Below are 21,844 nucleotides of genomic sequence, written 5' to 3'. Positions count from 1 at the left end.
TCAATTATGTGCGGCCATATTTGCCGTGAAACGCCGCGTGCCGCAATGGATCGAGGCAGCGCGCTTCACGTCGATTACGTGAGCCGCAGCGGTTCGATCATCAATTTCTCTTCTTCGAGCCAGATCTGCACCGGTTTGCCGAGCACGTCGGCCGGCAGCGGGTTCTCAGTCGTTCGATAGATGCCCGCGATCGAGATGAGTTCCGGTTCGAGACACGTGCAGAAAATGCGCGCGTCGTGATTGCCCTGCACGCCGGCCAGCGCCCGGCCGCGCAACGGCGCGTAAATATGGATGTTGCCTTCCGCGATCACTTCCGCGCCGTAACTCACGAGACCGAGCACGACCAGGTCGCCCTTGGCGTAAATGCGTTGCCCGGAGCGCAGCGGCTTGTCCACCACCATGGTTTGCGACGAAGTGGCAAGACGCACCGGCTCAGCGGCGGGAGCCGGCTCGACGGCGGCGGCCGAAGCCGGCGTGCCGCCTTCCGGCGTGAGCGCGGCGGCTTCGAACAGGTCCGACGGCGGCGTGGCCGTTGCGGCGGTAACAGCCGGCGCCGCAGCGGCGACGTTGTCTTCGTCAGCGGATTTAGCAGCGGCGCCGCGGCGGTCGCGTGCTTCGAGCAGCGGCAACGCGGACTCCGCTGCCCAGGCCTGCTGCGCGTTGGCGACCACGCCGACCGGCCGCATGCGCACGCTGTCGAGCAGTTGCGCGATGTCGGCGAGCGGCACGCGTTCGTTCTCGGCGAGGCGCCGCACGTCGATCGCAACGACGTCGTTAGCGAAAAACTCCGGGGTCGCCTCGAAGCGCCGGGTCAATTCGGCACGCATGGCGTCGAGGTCGGTTGTCTTGACCACGAACAGGAGCGTGTCGACAGAGCCGCTGCGAAGTTCGAAAAAGGGCGATTTCTTGGGCGACATAGCGTTCGGCAAAAATTTTTGCGTATTTTACAGGCGTCGACGCGCGCGGCCAGCTTTTTTGCCGGGAGAGCGGACCGACGCGATGAGGATGCGGCCATACGCGAGCCACCCGGTAGAGCCGCCACGGCTTTGCAGTGGGCAACGAGGTAGCCGCGGAAGCCGCGCTTCGCGCCGATGACCCGGCGACGCTCGCTCAGAAGACACGAATGGGAATCGAGCGGCAGGCTGACGCGCCGCTCGCGGGATCACTGCTGAAACACCTGTGAGGTGGTCGGCACGTCGCGCACCAGCAGGCTTTCCGCCTGATCCGGCGCACGCGCTACACGCCGGTGCTCGCCGGTCGGACCGAAGCCGAGCGCCTCGTAGAAGCGCATGGCATTGCGATTGGCGTCGGCGACCCACGCGTAGATTTCGGTGGCGCCTTCATTGGCGAGCCACGCGGCGGCCGAATCGACCAGCAACTCGCCGCCACGCAGGTGACGCACGGCCGGCGCCACCCATAACTCGCAGACGAACGCGCGGCGCGCCGCGGTGTCGTCGAAATGCGCTTCGATCAGTCCGGCCGGATGGCCCTCGGTGTAAAGAATGAAAGTGGTGACGGCAAAGGAAACCGCATGATCCGCGGCGGTGGTGTCGAAACTGGCGGCGTCGGCCGACAACGCGTCCTCGAGCGTGGCGCCGAAGGCATACGGTGCCTCTCGCAGCGACGCGGTACGGAGTTCGCGGAAAACGGCGCCCTGATCAGCGGCGATACGGCGAACGGTCAATGACGGACTCATGCAGACGAAAACCCCTTGAAACCCTAAGGCGTAGCTTTAACCGAACCGGCGCGAGAGTCAAATCATTCTTTACCGGATTGTGGGGAGCACGCACGGAGCTCTGGACAAACTCCGCAGCATTTCGCGCGCCCGCCTCGGCCTTGCGGCCAGAGGTGGCACGACCTTTCACACGCTCACGGCGCTTCGTAGCTGCCGGTGCCGTCCGGCCACGGCGTCAGCAGTTCGTAGCCCTCTTCGGTCACGGCGATCATGTGTTCCCATTGCGCCGACAGCGAACGGTCTTTGGTGACCACGGTCCAGCCGTCGCGCTGCACCGCCGTGCCGGCGCGGCCGGCGTTGATCATCGGCTCGATCGTGAAGACCATGCCGGGCTTCAAACGCACGCCCTGCCCCGGCTGGCCGTAATGCAGTACCTGCGGGTCTTCGTGGTAGACCTTGCCGATACCGTGCCCGCAGTAGTCGCGCACGATCGAGAAGCCGTCGCGCTGCGCGATCTTCTGAATCGCATGGCCCACGTCGCCGAGCGTCGCGCCCGGCTTCACTTCGCGGATGCCGGCGAGCATCGCTTCGTAGGTCGTGTCGATCAGCTGGCGCGCCACCGTGCTCGGCTGGCCCACGCAATACATGCGGCTCGTGTCGCCGAAGTAGCCGTCCTTGATGATTGCGACGTCGATATTGATGATGTCGCCGTCTTTCAGGATCTCGCCGCGATTCGGAATGCCGTGGCACACGACCGAGTTCACCGAGGTGCAAACGGTCTTGGGAAATCCCAAATAGCCGACATTTGCCGGAATCGACTTTTGCGTATTGACAATGTAGTCGTTGCACAGTGCGTCCAGTTCGTCAGTGGAGACACCGGCCTTGACGTGCTCGCCGATCATTGCCAGTACGTCGGCCGCGAGGCGGCCGGAAATGCGCAGCTTGGCGATGTCGTCGGGAGTCTTGTAGGTAATGGCCATGAATTCGGTCGATATGGGTCGAATGGGAGGTCGATGTTCAATCGATCGGCCAATTGTACAGAGGATCGCGGCAGGGCTTGCGCGAGCCGCGCGAAACTGGCCGCGCCGAAGAATATCTGTCACGCGGCAAGACACGCCACCGCTACCGCTTGTCACCTCAGCGCACATCATGCTGCGAACGCACACAGAAATCTTTTGTGAGGTTTGCATCTAGCGGCAGATTCGTTCCGTAAAGGCGGTTGAGGACTCGCTCTTCTCCCTGCATCGTTTAGTTCTTCTCAGAAGAACGGGGGCCTCTTTGCGTCCGCGATTTGCGTCGTTGCATCGCGTGGATGGCCTTTGTCCACGCGTAGTCGGCACAAGATCGCGGCACTGACAGCGAACCATTTGAGGAGCATCGCCATGTCGGAGTCCAGCAATAAATCAGCATCCCTTATTGATGCATTCGATCGACGCGTCGAGCGCCGCCTGCAACGTAGACAGTTCTTTCGCAACGCCGGAGGCTTGAGTCTGGGACTCGTCGGCGGCACGCTGATCAGCGCGTGCGGCGGCGGTTCGGGATCGAGCGTGTCGGCCCAGAGCGCACCGACCGATGCGGAGATCCTGAACTTCGCGCTGAACCTGGAGTACCTCGAATCGCAGTTCTATACGTATGCGACGACGGGCGCCGGACTCGCCGCCAGCATGACCACCGGCGTCGGCACGATGGGCACGGTGATCGCGGGGCAGCAGGTGCCGTTCCAGGATCCGGTCGTCAAAGCGTACGCCAACGAGATTGCCAACGACGAGCGCGAGCACGTCACCTTCCTGCGCAGTGCGTTGGGTTCGGCGGCTGTTGCCATGCCCGCGATCGACATCGGCGGCACCGATCCGAACGGCGCATTCTCAAATGCGGCGCGCGCTGCGGGACTCGTACCCGCGGGCACGGCGTTCAACCCGTATGCCAGCGACAACAACTTCCTGCTCGGCGCGTTCATTTTCGAAGACGTCGGCGTGACGGCTTACAAAGGCGCCTCGCCGCTCATCACCAACAAGACGTTCCTCGAGGCGGCGGCCGGCATTCTCGCGGCCGAGGCCTATCACGCCGGCCTCGTGCGTACCGTGCTGTATTCGAAAGGGATCGACATGACAAGTCTCGTCACCGCCGCCAACGCGATTTCTGCCGCACGCGACAGCCTCGACCACAACGGCCACGACGATCAGGGCATCTCGGGAACAACCGCCGGCACGTCCAACATCGTGCCGCTCGACACCAATGGGCTCGCATTCAGCCGCAATTACAGCAACGTCCTCAACATCGTCTATCTGACGAGTTCGGCGGCGACCAAAGGCGGCTTCTTCCCGAATGGCGTGAACGGCTCACTCAACATGAGCGCCTGAAACACGCAGCCTGACGGGCCGGTTGCATCGGCAACGGGTTGCCGCGATAACGATCGCGCTCACCCGTTGGCCGGCCTTCATTTGCATTGCCTTGAACGCTTGACGACGTACAGGAGCAGTCATGAACGAAGCGATCGGTCAGGGCGCCGTGGCGCAAACCCTCACCGAGCAGACCTGTTTCGACATTCGCGAAACGCTGGCGGGAAGACGCCGCGGTCTGCGTGCGGCGCTGCCGTTCGTGGGGCCCGCAGTGGTGGCGTCGATCGCGTACATGGACCCGGGTAACTTCGCCACGAACATTCAGGCGGGCGCCGGTTACGGCTATTCGCTGCTGTGGGTGGTGGCGGTGGCGAACGTCGTCGCAATGCTGTTCCAGTCGCTCTCCGCCAAACTCGGCCTCGTGACCGGGCGCAATCTCGCCGAATTATGCCGCTCGGCGCTGCCACGCCGCTACGTGCTCGCAATGTGGGGCATCAGCGAAATCGCGGCGATGGCCACCGATCTCGCCGAGTTCGTCGGCGGCGCGATCGGCGTTTCGTTGCTGACGCATCTACCCATGATGTCGAGCATGCTGATCACCGCCGCCGTCACCTATGGCTTGCTGCAATTCGAAAAGCGCGGCTTCCGGCCGCTCGAACTGGCGATCGCGGCGCTGATCGGTGTGATCGGACTATCGTATCTCGCCGAGTTGCTGATCGCGCCGGTGCATTGGCCGTCAGTGGTCGCGCATACGTTCACGCCTAGCATGCCCGATAGCAACGCGCTGACGATATCGGTCGGCATTATCGGCGCGACGGTCATGCCGCATGTGCTGTTTCTGCATTCGGGGCTCACGCAGAATCGCGTGAAGCCGCGCAACGAAGGCGAGCGTGCCAAGCTGCTGCGATTCTCGAATATCGAAGTGGTGGCCGCGCTCGGCGTGGCCGGGTTGATCAACATGGCGATGGTGATCATGGCGTCGAGCGCGTTTCATGCCGGGCATCCGGAGATCGCCAGCATCGAGACCGCCTGGCGCACGCTCACGCCGCTGCTGGGCGGCGCCGCTGCGGGGCTTTTTTTGGCGGCGTTGATCGCCTCGGGCGTGTCGAGTTCGGTGGTCGGGACGATGGCCGGGCAAATGATCATGCAGGGCTTCGTCGGCTTTCATATCCCCGTGTGGGCGCGCCGGCTGATTACGATGGTGCCGGCCTTCGTGGTGGTGGCCTGCGGCGTCGACGCGACGCGCGCGCTGGTGCTCAGCCAGGTGGTGCTCAGCATCGCCCTGCCCGTCCCGATGATCGCGCTGGTATGGTTCACCTCGCGCGGAGATCTGATGGGCCGCTACCGGAATCGCCGGGCGACGACCGCGGCGGCCGTGCTCGGCACTATCGTCGTGCTGGCGCTCAATCTCATTCTGCTGCTGCAGGTGGCCGGCATTTCGCCGTGGCCGCCGTTTCACGCCGGATGAGTCTGTAGGACCCTGGCAGGACTGCATCCGGTTGCGCGGTTGCTGCGTACATTGTTCGAACGAATCTTTCGGACGGACGCTACTCTCATGCCACGACGCCTGCTGACCTTGACCGCCGCGCTGGCGCTCGCTGCTCTTGGCGGCTGCAGCGCGGCAGGCGTGCTCAACGCCGCCGTATCGCACAAGAGTTTTCAGGCCGAGAACGGCCTTGTTTACGGCAACGCGCCGCGCCAGAGGCTCGACGTGTATATGCCCGCCGCCGGCGTGGCGCCGGCCGGTTCGCACGGTCGGCCGGTGGTGGTGTTCTTCTACGGCGGCAGTTGGCAGAACGGCTCGCGCAGCAGCTATCTGTTCGTCGGCGCGGCGCTGGCCTCGCGCGGCTTCGTCGCCGTGCTGCCGGATTATCGGACGTGGCCCGACACGGCGTTCCCCGGCTTTGTCGACGATGCCGCCAGCGCCGTGCGCTGGGCCCGCGATCACGCGGCCGAATTCGGCGGCGACCCGTCGCGGATCTTTCTGATGGGCCACTCGGCGGGCGCGCATATCGCCATGCTGCTCGCTACCGACGGCCGCTATCTCGCCGCGCAGCAAATGAGCAAGCGCGACATCAGCGGTGTGATCGGCCTTGCCGGGCCCTATGATTTTCTGCCGCTGAAGGACGCCACGCTCGAAGAAATCTTCCCGCCCGCGTTGCGCGCCGCGAGCCAGCCGATCAATTTCGTGGAAGGCGATGAACCCCCCATGTTCCTCGCCGCAGGCCAGCGCGATACGACCGTCGATCCGGGCAACACTGACCGGCTCGCGGCGAAACTGCGTGCTTCGGGCGACACGGACGTGGAAGTGAAACACTATCCGCGGGTCGGGCATGCGCTGCTGGTGGGCGCGATGGCGGGACCTTTGCGGAGCTTTGCGCCAGTGCTCGACGATACGAGTGCGTTTATCGACGCACAGGCAATGAATCAGGCGCGGCGTTCGCGTGACGCTGCCGGCGGTGTGCAATCGTTGCCCGCCTCTTCCAGCGTGCAGAGCAACGTTTATCAGATACGCCGGCAACGCGCGAAAGCATCCACGGCGCCGTGTGACGATCTGACGGCCGCATCGACACCCGTTGGCGGCGCCGATTGCCAGAAGCAAAGCAACTTGGGCCACGACGAATAAGCGCAGCGCGTGCGGTGAGCCGCGACTTAGTGGAGCGCGAAGCTACTGCGCCGTGCCGAGCAATTGCTTGCGCAAAGTGGGCGCACGCGTCGACGGATCGAGCCAGATACTGAAGAAAGCACGCGCGAACGCGAGATCGTCGACTTCGTCAGTCATGCGCTCGCCGGCATAAAAACGCACGCCTTTGTCGGGCAGAAACACCGCGCTCAACTGGTCGCCGGGACCGACGTCCACGAAGGCCCGCAGCATGTTCGCGCGCCAGCGCTCCAATGTATCGGCTGGAATCGGTGCGCCCGCCAGACGCTTGATCTCGCTGATCCCGGTATCCGCGAGGCGCTCGCGTGTGATGCCGCGCGCGTAGACGATATGCAGCGCAAAGCGCGCGTCGTAATCGACCGGCACGCGTTCGCTCCACATTTGCGCGCGATAGAGCCGAAAGCCGAGCACGCTGAAATCGCCCTCGCCGACGAGTTTCGCGGCCTCTACGTCGGCGCGCCAGTCGGCGCAGGCCGCGCTTGCCCACAACACCAGCACAAGCGCCGCGAGCGAGCGCACGTCAGTCCGCCTTCGAGAGGACGAACTGCATGACGTCCGTGCGGCCCTCGTCGAAGCCGGCTTCGCAATACGCCAGATACAGCCGCCACGTCCGCACGAAAATCTCGTCGAAACCTTGCGTGCGGATCGTGTCGAGTTGCGCTTCGAACGCGGCGCGCCAGCGGCGCAGCGTTTCCGCGTAATCGCGCCCGAATGCGAGCGACGTGCAAGTGGCGAGCTTGCCACGCCGCGCCGCCTGAGCAAAACGCTGCGGACTCGGCAGCATGCCGCCCGGGAAAATGAACTCGCGGATAAAGTCGCTCGTCGCGCGATAAGCGGCAAAGTGCGAGTCGTCGATCGTGATGGTTTGCACCAGCGCGCGAGCACCCGGCCGCAGACGTTCGCGCAGAATGTGGAAGTACGCCGGCCAGTATTTTTCGCCGACCGCCTCGAACATTTCGATCGAAACGATGCCGTCGTACTGCCCGGTCAAGGTCCGGTAGTCGCGCAGTTCGAGTTGCACATACTCGCTCAAGCCGGCTTCGCTCACGCGCTTCTGGCCGAATTCGAGTTGCGCCGGCGAGATCGTCACGCCATGCACATGAATGCCCAGGCGTGCCGCGTGCATCGCAAACCCGCCCCACCCGCAGCCGATTTCCAGAATGCGCATGCCTTCACGCAAACCGAGCGTATCGATGATGCGTTGATATTTCGCATGCTGCGCGTCTTCGAGCGATTGATGGAAATTGTCGTCGAACACCGCGCTCGAATAGGTGAAGGTCGGGTCGAGCCACTGCGCGTAAAACGCGTTGCCGATATCGTAGTGCGCGTGAATATTGCGCCGGCTGCCCGAGCGCGTGTTCGGCCTCAGCTTGTGACGCAACCCGTACCAGAGTTGCGCGAGCCAGCCGCCATACACCGTGCGTTGCAGCGCTCGCTCGTTACGGATCGCGACTCGCAGCAGCGCGGCCAGGTCGGGCGTATCGACCCAGAAAGCGCGCCATGCGTCGGCGAAACCGATATCGCCTTTGCGCAGAATCGCGCCGCACGCGCGCCAGTCATGCATCTCCAGGCGCGCGCCGGGCGCCGCATGCGAATCGCCGAACACTCGTTGTTGCCCGTCGGGGGTGATCAGGACCAGATGCCCCACCTGGATCCGTTCGAGCAAGGAGAGAAACAGACGGCCTGACGCGGGGGCGGTTTGGTGCCCGCTCAGGGTTCTTGAAAGCGCCATGACGAAATCTCCTCAATCGGATGAAACGGGGCGCGCAGCGGCGGTGGGTTGGCCGGCTGCGGCATGATCGGTGGGCGCGTCGGCGGTGCGGCCCGGCGCGGGGTGCTTGCCGTAGAACGGCGCTTTTTTGAGTGCGAGGCGCAAGGCCTGCCAGTGAATTTTCGCGACCACGCCAACCGTCAGCAGTGGCTGGCGCAGCAGTGCGGCGAGCGCGCTTGCGCGGGTCAGTGGCGTCAAGCGGCCGCCTAGTGCGGTGCGGATCAGCAGACCGTCCGCGTCGCGATAGTCGATCGAGACCGACGCGCTGCTGTGTGCTTCCTTGACGCGGAAGGTGTAGCCGCCTTCCACGCGGCAAAACGGCGACACGTGCAGCACTTTCCGGCACACGAGCCGCGTGTCGGCGGTGATCGGCGCATTGCCGTCCGCGCTCAACAGATAGCTGTGGCGCTCGCCGAACGTATTGCGCACTTCGGCGAGCAGCGCGCGCAGCCGGCCGTCGCGATCGTGGCAAAACCAGAAGCTGACCGGATTGAACGCATAGCCGAACACGCGCGGGAAAGCTTGCAACCAGATCCGGCCGTTCGCTTCCGTCATGCCGGCAGCCGATAGTTGCGCGCGCATCCATGTGGCGAGGTCGCTGCCGTCGCGCGGACCGTGGTCACGCTGATAGAGACTGAGCGGCCGCCAACGGTTGATACCGAACCAGCCGCTCTCGAGCGAGCTCAGCCGATCCAGATCGCAGCGCATGTAAAACACCGGGTAGATGAAGCGATGATGCTTCGGCCGCAGACGCTCGTGCATCACCTTGCCGGTCAAAAGCCAGGCTGCCGGAGCGGCGTCGCTGTCGTGATCGCTGGGCGGTTTCATAGCTTGGCCCATGCCGGCGATGCATCGAAATCCGCGGCCACGCGCAGCGCCGATTTCAGACCGTCCTCGTGAAAACCATAGCCCGTCCACGCGCCCGCGAACCAGGTGCGGCGTTTGCCTTGCAGTGAAGGCAGACGGTGCTGCGCGTCGATGGCAGCCAGATCGAACAGCGGATGATCGTAGACGAAGCGGCGCAGTTCGGTGCCCGGCGCCGGCTGCGCCACCGGGTTGAGCGTGACGACGAGCGGCGTCCTGAACGGCAGCGGCTGCAACTGATTGACGAGATAGCTCACGCACACCGGATGCGTGCCGTCGACGCCGCGGCTGCCCAGGTAATTCCACGCCGACCACACGCGCTCACGACGCGGCAGCAGATTCATATCCGTGTGCAGCACCGCGACGTTCGGCTGATAGCGCACGGCGCCGAGCACGCCGCGCTCGTCGTGATCGGCGTCTTCCAGCAGGCGCAGCGTGGTCGGCGCATGCGTGGCGAGCACCAGTGCGTCGAAGCGCTCGGTGCCGCTGTCCGTGAAGACGTCCACGCCGTCGGCATCGCGCCGCACGCCACGCACTGCCGTGCCGAGGCGGACATCGTCGAGCGTGCCGGCGATGCGCCGCACGTATTCCCGGCCGCCGCCAACCACGGTCTTCCACTGCGGCCGGCGGTTCACCTGCAGCAACGCGTGGTTCAGACAAAAGCGCAAGAACGTCGTGGCCGGGAACGCAAGGATATCGGCGGTGGCGCTCGACCAGATCGCAGCGGCCATCGGCAGCAGATATTGACGCTGGAACGCGCCGCCGTAACCGCCTTGCGTCAGCAGTTCGCCCATCGACGCGCGCGTTTGCGTCGCCAGTTCGAGGTTGCGTTGCGCGCTGCCGTTAAAGCGCATGATGTCGCGCAGCATGCCGATGAAGGTCGGCGAAAACAGGTTGCGGCGCTGCGCGAATACCGTGTTCAAACTGGTGCCGGCCCATTCGAGGCGCCCTTCGTCGAGCGAGACGGAGAAGGTCATCTCGCTCGGGTGCGAGCGCACGCCCAGTTCATCGAACAGCGCGATCAGGTTCGGATAGGTGCGGTCGTTGAACACCAGAAAGCCGGTGTCGACGGGATGCGTGTGGCCTTCGAGCGAGACGTCCACCGTGTTGGTGTGGCCGCCCAGGTAGCCGGCCGATTCGAACAGCGAGACACGATGGTTGCGCGCGAGAAGATAGGCGCTGGCCAGACCCGAAATCCCGGCGCCGATAACCGCGACCCGCGAGCCGCGCGGTAGTGGTGAGGTCGGTGCGGAATGGGTCATGGGCGCGTCTCCTGTTGGGGGCGCGCGGTCGGTTAGGGGGGTGTGGCGGGGCTTGCGCGTCCTTGAGGGGATTTACGCAGCGAGGGCGGAATTGGATGCAAAGGCGGGGCAAATTGCGGACAAGCGAAGTTGCCGGGCATCGGCGCGGCCGGCGCCCGTGGGCGCCCGTAGCAGCGTCAGGAGACGGTCTCGTTCAAGGTTTCCATGACTTTCGACATCAAGCCGGCTCGTCTCCATTCGAGCCATTTGATGTAACAGCTCTGGGCAGGCGGATAGTGCGCAGGCAGGTGATGCAATTTGGCGCCTGTCTGCGTGACCCAGAATATCGCGTTGAGAATTCCGCGCGGATCGCGCCGTGGGCGCCCGACACCTGTTTTCGCGACATGGGGAAACAGGTGTTCGATCTTGGCCCAATCTTCGTCTGATAAAGGAATATGCGGCATCTAGAACTCGACAAGAAATGCTTTTCGCCCTGGTGACGTCACGTCATATCGCTCTGTCCAGACACCAACCACCAACCACGAACGCCAGCATGAGAAGGATCGCGGCGGCCGTGCCTACCCAGATCAGCACATCGTCGAAAGTCGTATTGGCAAACGCAAGCGTACCGCGCCGCTCTGCTTTCACTTCGCCAGGCTTATCGTCCTGATCTTGAGAGACCATGTGCGACTCACATCACCGTTACGCGAGAAAACGGGATTGGCTGTTGCGCGCGCCGCTATGACCGAATGACGGAGCGCGAGCGCCAGGATTGTTTATGCATCGGGCCGTTTGCTGTTCGCAATGGACGGCTCCAGAATCTGTGCCGCATCGAAATCGAGATCGGGAAACGTGACTTTCATGATCCGGATAAGCTGGGCCGCGCATTGATCTGCTTCGACTGGCGCGTTGAGTTGCAGCACTTCGAGCAGCGTGACAAATGCCGGCAAGAACGCGTCGGACACCGGCGTTTCTCTTGCCTGCTCGCGCAGATAAGCGATGTACCCGAACACGTGGCGTATGAACTCGACCTGACGCGCGGCGAACTGGGCGCTGTCGATTGCTTCGGAGGCAATGGTGAGGGAAACGTCGGCTGCCGGCGCATGCGGCAGCCGCACATACGATGTGAACTCGCTCAAGCGAAAGCTCCGGTTAACCCTGAAGGCAAGCTGGACAGATGCGCCGACACGCTGCATACATGGCGCGCGTGACCCTGTGCTATAACCCTTATTGTCACTTTTACGTGATTATTTAGTCGTTTCTGTCGTGAGGCAGTATTTCATACCACCTTACCCGCGTCAAATGTATTTGACAATCCTTTCTGCCCGCATGCAATGACATTCGATTGGCACGCGCTGTACGACGACGTGAAACGGCTGGGCGAGTTCGGCAGCGATGCTCAACTGGCCGAAAGCCTAGGGCTGACGCGCGCGCAAATTTCGGCATGGCGCACGGGCAAGAGCGATCTGGGCACGCTCACGAAGCTCAAAATTCTCGATGCGCTAGGACATGACCAGTTGCGCTCGGCGGTGCTCAGCCTGTTGCCCGAACAGAACCGCGACGAACTGGCGAAGCAGCATCTCGTCCTGACTGAGCGTGTGTCGCGCGGCAGGCAGGCAAGGGATCGCGCGGCCGCTCTTTCGAGCGACACCCCGCCGCCACGCGAGGCTAATCAGTTGCTCGCGCATCTGCCCGACGAGGAGCGGGAGCGAATCATGCAGCACCTCACTCCTGTTTCCCTGCCGCTTGGAAAAGTGGTGTACGAACCTGGCGAGCGCCTGACTCAGGTCTATCTGCCTACCACGGCGATCATCTCCATGCTGCACGTCATGGAGAACGGCGAGTCGGCCGAAATTGCGGTAGTCGGCAACGACGGGCTGCTCGGCGTGGCGGTTTTCATGGGCTCAGACACCGTTTCGAATCGGGCGGTCGTCCAGAATGCGGGTGACGCGTACTGTCTCAGCGCGCAGTTCGCCAAAGAAGAGTTCGCGCGCGGCGGCTATATCCGGCGACTGTTCCTGCGTTACGCGCAAGCGCTGATTACGCAGATGGCCCAGACTGCCGTTTGCAATCGCCATCATTCGATTGCACAGCAGTTTTGCCGGTGGCTCCTGCTGAGTCTGGACCGCCTCGACAGCAGCGAATTGCAAATGACGCAGGAATTGATCGCGAACATGCTGGGTGTGCGTCGAGGGAATGTGACCGAGGTCGCGAAGCAGTTGGAAGCGGTTGGCGCGATCCGCTATAACCGCGGGCACATTGAAGTGATCGACCGCGCCGCGCTGGAACATCAGGTTTGCGAATGCTACGGCGTCGTGACGCGCGAATGCGAGCGGCTATATTCGGCGGCGTGACTTGATGGCGGCGCGTCAGAACCGCCCATGCTTTAGCGGAGCTGAGCTGCAATTCTCTCGATGACGATGCGGGCACAGTACGCATCGGCGTGCCTGCGTTTCGACCGCTACCGCGTGGCGCCGATTGAGCGGACCATCGCGGTCCACGGCAATTCTCTAACAGGCGCGTTGGTTCAACGCCGGTTGCCTGCCTCGTGCCGCTTTCGGCGGCGTCCCGTCCGGGGATCGTGAAGTCCATGACACCGCGTCCCGAATTGAGGTCCACCTCGACTCCTTTCGCGGCTGACGCATTTGCATCAATCCTGGGCCAGAACAGATGGAACCACGAGCTCTTGTCGTCGTTGATGACGGCGTACGTGCTCCCGTCCGGGGCGAAGGTTTCCTGAAACACGTGTCTGCCGTTGCCATCAAACATATCCATGCCCGCCAGGTCGTCCTGCGTGTCGAATTGCACATACTTGCCCGGCGCAACGGATGGAGGCGGTTGCGGTACGTAGATGTCCTTCACCTTGCCATTGTCGTAATGAGTGAAGGTGGTCGGTGACCCGGCTTTCGGATTCGGGGGAGGAATGGCGGACCCTTGCGGGTCGGCGCCGGCCATCGTGAAGTCGTAGTGGAGCCGGTCTCCCGTCGCCGGGTCTCTGGGGTTGATCAGATGGAACTGCGTGTCGTGATCGGTGGTCGTGACGAAATACCTGCTCCCGTCCGAACCGATGGTTTCCTGAGCATGCCGGCCGTTGCCGTCGAAGCGACTCATGCTCCGCAAGTTCCCTCGATCGTCGAAGTGCAAGTACCGGCCAGGGGGAACTGCTGGAGGGGGTTGCGGTATGAAGTCGTTCCGATTTCCAGTTGGGTCGTGTGTGACGGTCGGCAGCGGAATATTTACATTGGTCATGGAGAAGCCTCATGGCGAGTGCATAGGAAATTGATTGCACAGCGCTTTGGTTGCGGGATGAACCAGGGAGATATTCGAATGCCGCGGCGTGCAACGGGTGGTGGATATGTGCATGAGACATGCATCGTGCGTCGCGCGCGATGGCGACTGCCGCTGACCGGCTGGGGAAGGTGGAGTGGTGACTGGCCCGGGGAGGGACCCCGAGTGACCTTGCCCTCGTTTGACGAATCCCATAGCTGGTGAACTATGCGGGTTCGCCTCTCTGAGCTGCGAACCAGTTCTTTTCTAATGTCATGGGGCTGACGTATCGAGCGTTGAATGCAACCGGCGCGCATTGTAAAAGCCCAACCAGTCAATCACCTCATCCGTTGCTGCTCGCCGGGTGGCGAAGTGTCGTCCGTGCATGCGTGCTACCTTCAGCGAAACCCATAGACGTTCCGTCGGCGAATTATCCCAACTATTTCCACGTCGGCTCATCGACGAACACATGCCGCAGGTCTTCAACGTGTCCTGAAGCAGGCCGGTGCAATACTGGCTACCACGGGTCGCTATGCACGATTACGCCGGCTGGTGGACCGTGTCGGAACCATGACTCATGCCTAGTCTGCGCATTAGACGAGTTACCACTTGCAACTACCCTGCGCCATCGCACCGGTATTAAGCAGGAATCCAATCTTTTGATTTTTCTTCTTGCTGGTGTAGACCATGGAGGACACGTCCGTTCCTTGAGTGATCATTTCGTACTCGCCGGACACTTGTCCGCTGAATACCTCGATCCACGTCGTGGTTTCCTGATCTGGCGCATTCTTTTCGAGCGTGTCGCTTGCAGAATTGGCGAGCACAAGCGGGATCGGCTGCTTCGCGTTCTGGTATCTGACGAATCCGGCCGAGAATTTGCTGGACGAATCGTAATACGTGCGCATCTCGAAGTTGACTGACTTGGCACCGCCAGAACTGAAGCAAAACGTTTCACTCGTCACTTCCGCATGGACGGCCAAAGGCAGAGCGAGAAGCGCAACGGCAAAAAGGGATTTCATAAGCATCCGAAAAATGATGGTCAATCGCGTCACGCTTGACCCACGCAGGAACGGGAATCATGCACGAAGCGGTTAACGTGCAGCAAACGCCCCCTAGATGCAGGAAACTATTTTGATAGTCGATTCGTGAGCGGCAAAGCAAAAACCCCGCAGAATTTTCATTCTGCGGGGTTTTTAAATTTGGCGGAAAGGGTGAGATTCGAACTCACGGTACCCCTAAAGGTACACTGGATTTCGAGTCCAGCGCATTCGACCACTCTGCCACCTTTCCGGGTCTTCCAACTTGCGGTAACCACGTTGCCGAGGTCGCTGCTTCGCCAGATCCAAGCGGGTCGTTGCTTGGGAGAGAAAGATTATAGAACAGCTGAATTGCTTTTCCAAGCCCCTCGTCAAAAATTTTTCAAAGGGGCTTGGCGGCCAGCCGCGCTCGAATCAGGCAGCCGGCAATTCCAGCCGTTCCACACCGCCGAGGTACGGACGCAACGCCGTCGGCACGGTAACCGAACCATCGGCGTTCTGGAAGTTTTCCAGCACTGCCACGAGCGTACGGCCCACGGCCAGACCTGAACCGTTCAGCGTATGCACCAGTTCCGGCTTGCCCTGCGCATTGCGATAACGCGCCTGCATGCGGCGAGCCTGGAACGACTCCGTGTTCGAGCAGCTCGAAATTTCGCGATACGTGTTCTGCGCCGGCACCCACACTTCCAGGTCATACGTCTTGGCGGCCGAAAAGCCCATGTCGCCCGTGCACAACGTGATGACGCGGTACGGCAGTTCCAGCTTCTGCAGAATCGTCTCAGCGTGGCCGACCATCTGTTCCAGCGCGTCGTACGACGCTTCCGGCGCGACGATCTGCACCATCTCGACCTTGTCGAACTGATGCTGGCGGATCAGACCACGCGTGTCGCGGCCGTACGAGCCCGCTTCCGAGCGGAAGCACGGTGAATGCGCGGTCAGCTTGATCGGCAGCGCGTCCGCTTCGAGAATGCTGTCGCGCACCGTGTTCGTCAGCGAAATTTCCGATGTGGAAATCAGATATTGCGTGACCGTGTTCTCCTCACCGCCCTTCTCGACGCGGAACATATCGTCGGCGAATTTGGGCAGTTGGCCGGTGCCGTACAGAATTTCCGGATTCACGATATACGGCGTGTAGACCTCCGTATAGCCGTGGTGCTGCGTGTGCGTGTCGATCATGAACTGCGCCAGCGCACGATGCAGCCGCGCGATCTGGCCGCGCAGCAGGGTGAAGCGCGCGCCCGAGAGCTTTGCACCGGTCTCGAAATCGAGACCGAGCGGCGTGCCGACATCGACGTGATCCTTCACCTCGAATTCGAACTGGCGCGGCGAGCCCCAGCGGCGCACTTCAACGTTTTCGGTTTCGTCCTTGCCCATCGGCACGCTTTCGTGCGGCAGGTTCGGCACGCCGAGCAGCAGGTCCGACAGACGCTTCTGGATATCGTCGAGCCTGGCTGCCGACGCCTTCATCTCGTCGCCGATGCCGCCCACTTCGGCCATCAGCGCCGAGGTGTCCTCGCCCTTGCCTTTCATCGCGCCGATCTGCTTGGACAGGCTGTTGCGGCGCGCCTGCATTTCTTCGGTACGGGTCTGGGTGTCGCGGCGTTCCGCTTCGAGCGCGGTGAAGGCCGCCACGTCGAGGGTATAGCCGCGGTCGGCGAGGCGCTTGGCGACGCCGTCGAGGTCTTTGCGCAGCAGCTGGATGTCGAGCATGGGATGGGGCGGGTGTTCGTTGTATGAAGGTGGGATTTTAGCGCACCGGCGCGCGCGGCCGGTGCGTTAGATGGTCAGCGTGCGAATGCGGCCGCCAACCCTCACCCCTTCTTCGGCTTGTTTTCGCTGCGCCACTGCGCGTCGAGTTCGGCCAGACGCGCCATCTTGTCGCCGATCTTGCCCTCCAGACCGCGCGGCGTCGGCTCGTACCAATGCGGATCGCGCATGTTCTCCGGCAGATAGGTCTCGCCGGCCGCGTACGCATCGGGTTCATCATGCGCGTAGCGGTACTCGTGACCGTAGCCGAGTTCCTTCATCAGCTTGGTCGGCGCGTTGCGCAGATGCACCGGCACGCCGCGCGACTGATCCTTGCCGACGAAGCGGCGCGCCTCGTTATACGCGTTGTACCCGGCATTCGACTTCGGCGCGACCGCCAGATAGATGATGGCCTGCGCCAGTGCCAGTTCGCCTTCGGGCGTGCCGAGGCGTTCGTAGGTCTCGGCGGCGTCGAGCGCGATGCGCGCGGCGCGCGGATCGGCGAGACCGATATCCTCCCACGCCATGCGCACGATGCGGCGCGCCAGATAACGCGGGTCCGCGCCGCCGTCGAGCATGCGGCAGAACCAGTACAGCGCGCCGTCCGGGCTGCTGCCGCGCACGGATTTATGCAGCGCGCTGATCTGGTCGTAGAATGCGTCGCCGCCTTTGTCGAAACGGCGCAGATTTTCGGCGAGCGCGCTGCCGAGCAAGGCGCCGTCGATCTCGGTGGTTTTCTGCTGCGAAGCCGCCCGGGCGACGATTTCGAGGTTGTTCAGCAGCTTGCGGCCGTCGCCGTCGGCAGAACCGATCAGCGCGTCGCGAGCTTCGTCGGTGAACGTGAGGCCGCCGAGTTCCTTTTGCGCGCGCTCGAGCAACTCGCGCTGCTCTTCGTCTGTCAGGCTTTTCAGCACGTAAACGGCAGCACGCGAGAGCAATGCGCTATTCACTTCGAACGACGGATTCTCGGTCGTCGCGCCGACGAACACGAACAGCCCCGACTCGACGTGCGGCAAGAACGCGTCTTGCTGGCTCTTGTTGAAGCGATGCACTTCGTCGACGAACACGAGCGTCTGATGCCCGTTCGCGCGATGAATCTGCGCGGTCTCGACCGCCTCGCGGATATCCTTCACGCCCGAGAGCACCGCGGACAGCGCGATGAACTCAGCGTGAAAGGCATCGGCCATGAGCCGGGCGAGTGTGGTTTTACCGACGCCGGGCGGGCCCCAGAGAATCATCGAATGGGCTTCGCCGGATTCGAATGCGACGCGCAGCGGCTTGTTCGGGCCGAGCAGGTGCTTCTGGCCGATCACTTCGTCGATATTGCGGGGCCGCAGGCGTTCGGCGAGCGGAACATTGGCACGGGTTTCTTCAAACATGACGTTTTGGGGATAATCTCGGCTTTTCCGGACGCGGTCCGTGTGAAGGCGGCGTACTGCCGGTGAGCCACGCCAGCACGCGAAAGTGCGGGCAACGTCCTGCATTATGACAGTGACGGCGCCCGGACGAAGAGGCCGCGCGACGCGCGGGACGACTCGGGCGGCGCAGCCCGTGCAAAAATCCGGAAATGGATAGCGCGGACGGACGACGCAAGCAGACCGAGCAACAGCACAGCGCAACCGGACACGCAAGCGAAGCCCCACCGCGGACATAACAGCAAACGCAACCGCCGACGCAACTTCGCAGGCAAGTCGGCAAGCAACACCAACAGGGACAAGACCAGATGGCACAAGATCCAATCGCCGGCGACGCCGGTTCCACCTACGCGCCGCTCACGCCGGTGCCCGATGCGCGCCGCGCGTTCCGCACCGGCGACGCGTTCGCGCTCTGGTTTTCGCTCGGCATCGGCCTGCTGGTCGCGCAAGCGGGCGCGCTGCTGGTGCCGGGGCTCTCGCTGCCGCACGCGTTGCTGGCGATCGTGATCGGCAGCGTGATCGGCGTGGTGCTACTGGCGCTGGCCGGCGTGATCGGCACGGATACGGGGCTCGCGGCGATGTCGTCGCTGCGCCCGACGCTCGGCGTGCGCGGCGCGTCGGTGCCCGCCGTGCTGAACGCGGTGCAACTGGTCGGCTGGGGCTCGTTCGAAGTGATCGTCATGCGCGATTCCGCCGACGCCCTCGCCAAGCAGGCCTTCGGCCTCTCCATGCCGCTCATCTGGACCGTGATCTTCGGCTTGCTCGCGACGCTGCTGGCGATCAGCGGTCCGCTCTCGTTCGTGCGGCGCTTTCTGCGCACGTGGGGCATCTGGCTGCTGCTCGCGGGCGCGGCGTGGCTCACGTGGAATCTGCTCGCCACACACAATCTGGCCGCGCTGATGCGCCGCCCCGGCACGGGCGAGATGTCGTTCGGCGGCGCCATCGATCTGGTGGTGGCCATGCCGCTGTCGTGGCTGCCGCTGATCGCCGACTACACGCGCTTCGGCCGTCGTCCGGGTGAAACGTTCCGCGGGACGCTGCTCGGCTACGGCATCGCCAACATCTGGTTTTACGCGCTCGGCGCGATCTACGGCCTCGCGGCGGGCGGCGGCGACGCATTGCTGACGGGCGCCCTGGCGCAAGCCGGCGACGGTCTCGCGCTGCTGCTGATCCTGATCGACGAAGTCGACAACGCGTTCGCCGACATTCACTCCGCCGCGGTCTCGACGGGCACTTTCTGGACGCGCGGCAGCGTGCCCATGTTGTCGGCGGCGTTCGGCGCGCTATGCACGCTGATCGCCCTGGCCGTGCCGATGGCGAAGTATCAGAACTTCCTGCTGCTGATCGGCTCGGTGTTCGCGCCGCTGTTCGGCGTGGTGCTGGTGGATCACTTCATCTTGCGCAAGCGCCGCATCGAAGTGGGCGCGCTCGCCGACGTGCGTGGCCGTTACGGCTTCTCGAGCGGTTGGCATCTGAGCGCGTTTCTCGCGTGGGCCATCGGCATCGCTGCATATCAGGCGATCAACCAGTGGCTGCCGAATCTCGGCGCGACCTTGCCGGCGCTGGTGATCGGCGCGGTGTGCTATCTGGCGTTCGTGTCGGCGCGCAAGACGGCGTATGCGTGAGTCTTGAGGCACGGTAGTCGCGGCAGTCGCGGCAGTCGCGGCAGTCGTTCAGAAACGCGAAAAGGCCTGCATTTGCAGGCCTTTTTTCATTGCGAGACGTTGTGAGATTACCTCAACGCGTGGAAGCCCGATACTCGACGCCCGGCAACACGCACAGTAATTCGAACGCGAGATTCGCGCCGAGCAGCGCGGTCGTGCCGAACGGATCGTACGGCGGCGCGACCTCGACCAGATCGCAACCGACGATATTCAGCCCACGCGAGCCGCGAATGATTTCAAGCGCCTGCGGCACCGTCAGACCGGCGATTTCCGGCGTCCCCGTGCCCGGCGCAAAAGCCGGATCGATCCCGTCGATGTCGAACGTGATGTACACCGGGCCGTCGCCCATGCGCTCGCGCACACGCGCCATCAGCGGCACGAGCGACTGGTTCCAGCAGGCTTCGGCCTGCACGACTTCGAAACCCTGATCGCGGCACCAGTCGAAGTCTTCCGCCGCGTATCCCGTGCCGCGCAAACCGATCTGCACGACCCGATCGCAATCGAGCAAGCCCTCTTCCACCGCGCGGCGGAACGGCGTGCCGTGCGCGATCTTCTCGCCCATCATCGTGTCGTTGACGTCGGCGTGCGCATCCACGTGAATCAGGCCGACCTTGCCGTGCTTGCGATGAATCGCGCGCAGGATCGGCAGCGCGATGGTGTGATCGCCGCCGAGCGTGATCGGCTTGCAATCGTGCTGAAGAATTTCGTCGTACGCGGTTTCGATGCGCGCGATCGAATCGTGCAGGTTGTACGGATTGATCGCCACGTCGCCGAGATCGGCCACGCGCAGCGAATCGAACGGCGCGGCGCGCGTCGCCATGTTGTAGGGGCGCAGCAGCACGGACTCGCTGCGAATCTGGCGCGGCCCGAAGCGCGCGCCGGTGCGGTTCGAGGTGCCGAGATCGAACGGCACGCCGACGAAGCAGGCGTCGAACCCTCCGGCCGAGCCAACGTTCGGCAGCCGCATCATCGTCGCAATGCCGCCGCAGCGGGGCATCGCGTTGCCGGACAGCGGCTGCGGCCGTTCACCGGCTTCGGGATTAATGAAGGAAGAGGTATTCATCGTGTCTCGGCAATGAAAAAGGGCAGCAAGCAAAATCTTGCAGACCGGCCGAGGAGAAGCATCTGAACCGCACCTTGCCGGGCGAATCTCGATTCTTGAGCAGTTTCCCAGAAGTTAAAATAGCAACAGAATAAACTTCACATTGATTCCCGGCGATGTATCCTGACGACCCATGTTCTCCCAACTCACCGATCTCGACCTGCGGCTGATCCGCGTATTTCTTGCCATTGTCGACGCGGGCGGCGTGTCGCCGGCCCAGGCGACCCTCAACGTCGGCCAGTCGACCATCAGCACGCAGCTTGCCACACTGGAAACGCGCCTCGGCTACCGGCTGTGCGAGCGCGGCCGCGGCGGCTTCAGCCTGACCGCGCGCGGCGAGCAGTTCATCGAGGCCGCCCGCGCGCTGCTGTCGGCCGTCGACACCTTCGGCATGCAGGCGCGCAACGTGGGCCGCAAGCTGGTCGGCACGCTCGACATCGGCATGATCGGCCACACGCCGGTGTCCGCGAGCGCGCGCATCAGCGATGCGATCGGACGGTTCCGGGCACGCGATCAATCGGTGCGGTTTTCGATTCTGGTGCGCTCGCCGGGTGAACTCGAAGAACTGCTGCTCAATGGGCGGATACAGATTGGCATCGGCTATTTCTGGCACCGCGTGCCGTCACTCGAATATACCGAGGTGTTCGCGGAAGATCAGTTCGCTTATTGCGCGAAAGGGCATCCGCTGTTCGCGCAAGCGGGCGAGGTGCCGCCAGCCGAGGCTGCACAGCATGAGTGGGCGTGGCGCAGTTATCCGCTGCCCGAAGCCGAAAGCTCGACCACGCCGCAGAATGTCACCGCCGTCGCCGACAATATGGAAGCCGTCGCGATGCTGGTGCTCTCCGGGCATCACCTCGGCTATCTGCCGGGGCATTTCGCGGCGCCGTTCGTCAAGCAAGGGTTGCTCGCGGCGCTGAATCCTGCGCAGATGCGCTACCGCGTGGCGTTTCATATGGTCACGCGCGCGCGGCAGCATCGCACGGATATCGTCGAAGCGTTTATCGACGATATGAAGGCCGCGCATCCTGTGCAGGTTTTGCAGGTGGATGAGTAGCGGCAAC

20 protein-coding genes, 1 tRNA gene and 1 pseudogene are annotated in these 21,844 nt (G+C 63.2%); 6 read left to right on the top strand and 16 right to left on the bottom strand.

The features are described from left to right. Positions 1-74 precede the first annotated feature (74 nt). The 3 genes from minC to map form a co-directional block, all read right to left on the bottom strand. Entirely contained in the window at positions 75-917 is an 843-nt protein-coding gene (gene minC, locus AC57B1_RS13390) for a septum site-determining protein MinC (RefSeq protein WP_408344930.1), read from the bottom strand. A gap of 245 nt (positions 918-1,162) precedes the next feature. Beyond that, entirely contained in the window at positions 1,163-1,696 is a 534-nt protein-coding gene (locus tag AC57B1_RS13385; protein ID WP_496417711.1) for a GNAT family N-acetyltransferase, read from the bottom strand. Positions 1,697-1,869: 173 nt separating this feature from the next. Further along, positions 1,870-2,655 (bottom strand): type I methionyl aminopeptidase, encoded by a 786-nt coding sequence (gene map / locus AC57B1_RS13380; RefSeq protein ID WP_091796311.1) that lies wholly within the window; start codon positions 2,653-2,655, stop codon positions 1,870-1,872. A gap of 402 nt (positions 2,656-3,057) precedes the next feature. On the opposite strand from map, the gene AC57B1_RS13375 reads away from it, so the two are divergent. The 3 genes from AC57B1_RS13375 (at position 3,058) to AC57B1_RS13365 (ending at position 6,640) form a co-directional block, all read left to right on the top strand. Further along, positions 3,058-4,035 carry a ferritin-like domain-containing protein gene (locus AC57B1_RS13375; protein ID WP_496417710.1) on the top strand — a complete coding sequence of 326 codons (978 nt, stop codon included), beginning with the start codon at positions 3,058-3,060 and terminating at the stop codon, positions 4,033-4,035. 121 nt (positions 4,036-4,156) lie between these two features. After that, positions 4,157-5,482 (top strand): Nramp family divalent metal transporter, encoded by a 1,326-nt coding sequence (locus tag AC57B1_RS13370; protein WP_496417709.1) that lies wholly within the window; start codon positions 4,157-4,159, stop codon positions 5,480-5,482. 87 nt (positions 5,483-5,569) lie between these two features. Further along, positions 5,570-6,640 carry an alpha/beta hydrolase gene (locus tag AC57B1_RS13365; RefSeq protein WP_496417708.1) on the top strand — a complete coding sequence of 357 codons (1,071 nt, stop codon included), beginning with the start codon at positions 5,570-5,572 and terminating at the stop codon, positions 6,638-6,640. A 42-nt stretch (positions 6,641-6,682) separates the two neighbouring features. Here AC57B1_RS13365 and AC57B1_RS13360 read toward each other — a convergent pair whose 3' ends face one another. From AC57B1_RS13360 to AC57B1_RS13330, 7 genes are all read right to left on the bottom strand, one after another. Further along, positions 6,683-7,195 (bottom strand): chalcone isomerase family protein, encoded by a 513-nt coding sequence (locus AC57B1_RS13360; protein WP_408187210.1) that lies wholly within the window; start codon positions 7,193-7,195, stop codon positions 6,683-6,685. Position 7,196: 1 nt separating this feature from the next. Continuing rightward, on the bottom strand, positions 7,197-8,408 hold the full coding sequence (locus AC57B1_RS13355; protein ID WP_496417707.1) for a class I SAM-dependent methyltransferase: 1,212 nt from the start codon (positions 8,406-8,408) through the stop codon (positions 7,197-7,199). Between the two features lie 12 nt (positions 8,409-8,420). Next, the gene (locus AC57B1_RS13350) at positions 8,421-9,275 is read right to left on the bottom strand and encodes a DUF1365 domain-containing protein (protein ID WP_496417706.1); all 855 of its coding nucleotides are present in this window, start codon (positions 9,273-9,275) and stop codon (positions 8,421-8,423) included. Next, positions 9,272-10,573: an NAD(P)/FAD-dependent oxidoreductase gene (locus AC57B1_RS13345; protein ID WP_496417705.1), complete on the bottom strand. Its 1,302-nt coding sequence runs from the start codon at positions 10,571-10,573 to the stop codon at positions 9,272-9,274. The genes AC57B1_RS13350 and AC57B1_RS13345 overlap by 4 nt, the downstream gene beginning before the upstream one ends. Before the next feature lie 176 nt (positions 10,574-10,749). Next, a complete protein-coding gene (locus AC57B1_RS13340) occupies positions 10,750-11,016 on the bottom strand; it encodes a transposase (RefSeq protein ID WP_496417704.1) in 267 nt (88 codons plus the stop codon). Positions 11,017-11,059: 43 nt separating this feature from the next. Beyond that, a complete protein-coding gene (locus AC57B1_RS13335) occupies positions 11,060-11,236 on the bottom strand; it encodes a hypothetical protein (protein WP_496417703.1) in 177 nt (58 codons plus the stop codon). Positions 11,237-11,328: 92 nt separating this feature from the next. After that, positions 11,329-11,691 carry a hypothetical protein gene (locus AC57B1_RS13330; RefSeq protein ID WP_408344900.1) on the bottom strand — a complete coding sequence of 121 codons (363 nt, stop codon included), beginning with the start codon at positions 11,689-11,691 and terminating at the stop codon, positions 11,329-11,331. Positions 11,692-11,886: 195 nt separating this feature from the next. Here AC57B1_RS13330 and AC57B1_RS13325 point away from each other — a divergent pair, with 195 nt between their 5' ends. After that, positions 11,887-12,906 carry a helix-turn-helix domain-containing protein gene (locus AC57B1_RS13325; RefSeq protein ID WP_408344897.1) on the top strand — a complete coding sequence of 340 codons (1,020 nt, stop codon included), beginning with the start codon at positions 11,887-11,889 and terminating at the stop codon, positions 12,904-12,906. Positions 12,907-14,045: 1,139 nt separating this feature from the next. Here the strand turns inward: AC57B1_RS13325 and AC57B1_RS13320 are convergent. The 5 genes and pseudogenes from AC57B1_RS13320 to AC57B1_RS13300 form a co-directional block, all read right to left on the bottom strand. Continuing rightward, a pseudogene (locus tag AC57B1_RS13320) lies at positions 14,046-14,393 on the bottom strand (integrase core domain-containing protein); the annotation flags it as partial. A 28-nt stretch (positions 14,394-14,421) separates the two neighbouring features. Next, complete coding sequence (locus AC57B1_RS13315) at positions 14,422-14,838, bottom strand: hypothetical protein (RefSeq protein ID WP_496417702.1); 417 nt, start codon at positions 14,836-14,838, stop codon at positions 14,422-14,424. Between the two features lie 181 nt (positions 14,839-15,019). Beyond that, positions 15,020-15,109, bottom strand: a tRNA-Ser gene (locus tag AC57B1_RS13310). A gap of 161 nt (positions 15,110-15,270) precedes the next feature. Next, positions 15,271-16,566, bottom strand: coding sequence for a serine--tRNA ligase (gene serS, locus AC57B1_RS13305; protein WP_408344886.1), 1,296 nt, complete (start codon positions 16,564-16,566; stop codon positions 15,271-15,273). Between the two features lie 101 nt (positions 16,567-16,667). After that, complete coding sequence (locus AC57B1_RS13300) at positions 16,668-17,981, bottom strand: replication-associated recombination protein A (protein WP_091796345.1); 1,314 nt, start codon at positions 17,979-17,981, stop codon at positions 16,668-16,670. 344 nt (positions 17,982-18,325) lie between these two features. Between AC57B1_RS13300 and cytX the strand changes: the two genes are divergently transcribed. Next, positions 18,326-19,642: a putative hydroxymethylpyrimidine transporter CytX gene (cytX, locus tag AC57B1_RS13295; RefSeq protein WP_496417701.1), complete on the top strand. Its 1,317-nt coding sequence runs from the start codon at positions 18,326-18,328 to the stop codon at positions 19,640-19,642. 112 nt (positions 19,643-19,754) lie between these two features. On the opposite strand, the gene speB is transcribed toward cytX, so the two are convergent. After that, positions 19,755-20,744, bottom strand: coding sequence for an agmatinase (gene speB, locus AC57B1_RS13290; RefSeq protein ID WP_496417700.1), 990 nt, complete (start codon positions 20,742-20,744; stop codon positions 19,755-19,757). A 172-nt stretch (positions 20,745-20,916) separates the two neighbouring features. On the opposite strand from speB, the gene AC57B1_RS13285 reads away from it, so the two are divergent. Further along, a complete protein-coding gene (locus AC57B1_RS13285) occupies positions 20,917-21,837 on the top strand; it encodes a LysR family transcriptional regulator (RefSeq protein ID WP_408187202.1) in 921 nt (306 codons plus the stop codon). Positions 21,838-21,844: the final 7 nt, after the last annotated feature.

The organism is Paraburkholderia sp. BGA-UO-ETr-F21 (genome assembly GCF_059567925.1).
This window is presented reverse-complemented; position numbering and strand designations above follow the sequence as displayed.